At 63.8% G+C, this 2,357-nt stretch carries 2 protein-coding genes; both read left to right on the forward strand.

Features of this window, described 5'->3' with window-relative positions:
• The coding region (locus tag EOA32_RS36380; RefSeq protein ID WP_128374240.1) for an FAD-dependent oxidoreductase at nucleotides 1–784 on the forward strand (784 nt) is incomplete at its 5' end.
• A gap of 15 nt (nucleotides 785–799) precedes the next feature.
• On the forward strand, nucleotides 800–2,357 hold a 1,558-nt coding region (locus tag EOA32_RS36385; RefSeq protein ID WP_128374241.1), incomplete at its 3' end, for a malate synthase G.

Below are 2,357 nucleotides of genomic sequence, written 5' to 3' on the forward strand. Positions count from 1 at the left end.
GGTTGAAGGCGGGCTGGACAGGCGACCCGTGACCGCGGCGGAGATCGCCGCAATCGAACCGGCCCTGCACGGCGACTTTCATGGTGGCTTCTACACGCCATCCGACTCGACCGGTGACATCCACAAGTACACCACGGGGCTGGCCCAAGCCTGCACAAGGCGCGGCGGCACCTTCCTCTACGACACCAGAGTCACCCGCATCGAGCGGCGTAACCCATTCCGATTGACATATTCAACCCGTTGCGCGGGCGGACTAAGCGCCGAACAGGCCATAGAAGCTGATGGAATCGTGGTGTGTGCGGGCTCGCACAGCCGTGACATTGCGGCCATGCTCGGCGATCGCCTCAACATATATCCGGTTAAAGGATACTCGATCACCGTCGACCTCAATGATCCCTCGGCACAGGCGGCCGCGCCCTGGGTGAGCATTCTGGATGACCGAGCAAAAATCGTGACTAGCCGTCTCGGCGCTGGACGGTTCAGGGTGGCGGGCACCGCTGAGTTCAATGGCGTCAACCGAGACATTCGCGATGACAGAGTTAGGCCGCTGGTCGATTGGACGCGGACACTGTTCCCGAGTGTCACGACCAACCGGATCGTCCCGTGGGCCGGGTTGCGACCGATGATGCCGAACATGATGCCCCGCGTCGGCAAGGGACGCGCGCCGGGTGTATTCTATAATACCGGGCACGGCCACCTCGGCTGGACCTTGTCGGCTGCGACCTCCGCCATACTTGTCCAAGCCATTGCGGCAGACCTTCCCGTCGAGCGGTTGGCAGCGTAGTAGGAGGGCGGGGCAATGAGCCGTGAGCCTGTCCATGCGACGTGGGTTGGGATTGCGGGATTGAAGATCGCGCGGGAACTGCACGACTTCATCCGCGACGAAGCCTTGCCTGGAACAAGCATCAGCAACTCAGCCTTTTGGGCTTCGTTCTCCTCGATCGTACACGATCTCGCGCCCCGCAACCGCGAGCTGCTCGCCGTGCGAGACGTCATTCAACAGAAGATCGACCAGTGGTACCGCCGAAACGGGCCGCCGGAGGACAGGGAGAAGTACAAGGCTTTTCTGGCCGAAATCGGCTACATCGTGCCGGAGGGGGCGGATTTTAGCGTCACGACGAAGGACGTCGATCCCGAGATCGCGGTGGTCGCCGGGCCGCAGCTGGTGGTACCGGTGATGAATGCGCGCTATGCGCTCAACGCCGCCAATGCGCGCTGGGGTTCGCTCTACGATGCGCTCTACGGCACCGACGCCATCGCCGAGGCCGGCGGCGCCGAAAAGGGCAAAAGCTTCAATCCCGTGCGCGGCGCCAAGGTCGTTGCCTGGGCAAAGAGCTTTCTCGACGACTCCGTGCCGCTCACCTCCGGCAAATGGGCCGGGGTGAACGGGCTTACAGTCCAGGGCAGCATCTTGCGGCTCAGCGCCGGCGCCGGCGGCACCACGCTGGCCAACCCGAAACAGTTTGCCGGCTATCGCGGCGATGCCGCCAACCCTGAAGCCATCCTGCTGGTCCAGAACGGGCTGCACGTCGAAATCCTGATCGACCGCGCCAACCAGATCGGCCGCACCGATCCGGCCGGCATTGCCGACGTCATCCTGGAATCGGCGCTGACCACCATTCAGGACTGTGAGGATTCGGTCGCGGCGGTGGATGCCGAAGACAAGGTCGTCGTCTACCGCAACTGGCTCGGCCTGATGAAGGGCGACCTCCAGGAAGAAATCAGCAAGGGCGGCAAAAGCTTCGTGCGCAAGCTCAACCCCGACCGCGCCTGGACGGCGCCCGATGGCGGCGCGCTCAGCCTGCCCGGCCGCTCGCTGATGCTGGTCAGAAACGTCGGCCACCTCATGACCAATCCGGCGATCCTCGACCGCGACGGCAACGAGGTGCCGGAAGGGATCATGGATGCGGCAATGACGGCGCTGATCGCGCTGCACGATGTCGGCACGAACGGACGGCGGATGAATTCCCGCGCCGGGTCGATGTATGTGGTCAAGCCCAAGATGCATGGGCCGGAAGAGGTCGCCTTCGCCGTCGAGATTTTCGACCGCGTCGAAGCGCTGCTCGGCATGGCCAAAAACACGATCAAGATGGGCATCATGGACGAGGAGCGGCGCACCACGGTCAACCTCAAGGAGGCGATCCGCGCGGCAAAGGAGCGCGTCGTGTTCATCAACACCGGCTTCCTCGACCGCACCGGCGACGAGATCCACACCTCGATGGAAGCCGGGCCGATGATCCGCAAGGGCGACATGAAACAGGCCGCCTGGATTTCCGCCTATGAGGCGTGGAATGTCGACACCGGGCTCGAATGCGGGCTGGCCGGCCACGCCCAGATCGGCAAGGGCATGTGGGCGA

It is taken from the genome of Mesorhizobium sp. M1A.F.Ca.ET.072.01.1.1, from assembly GCF_004023325.1.
Taxonomy (GTDB): Bacteria; Pseudomonadota; Alphaproteobacteria; order Rhizobiales; family Rhizobiaceae; genus Mesorhizobium.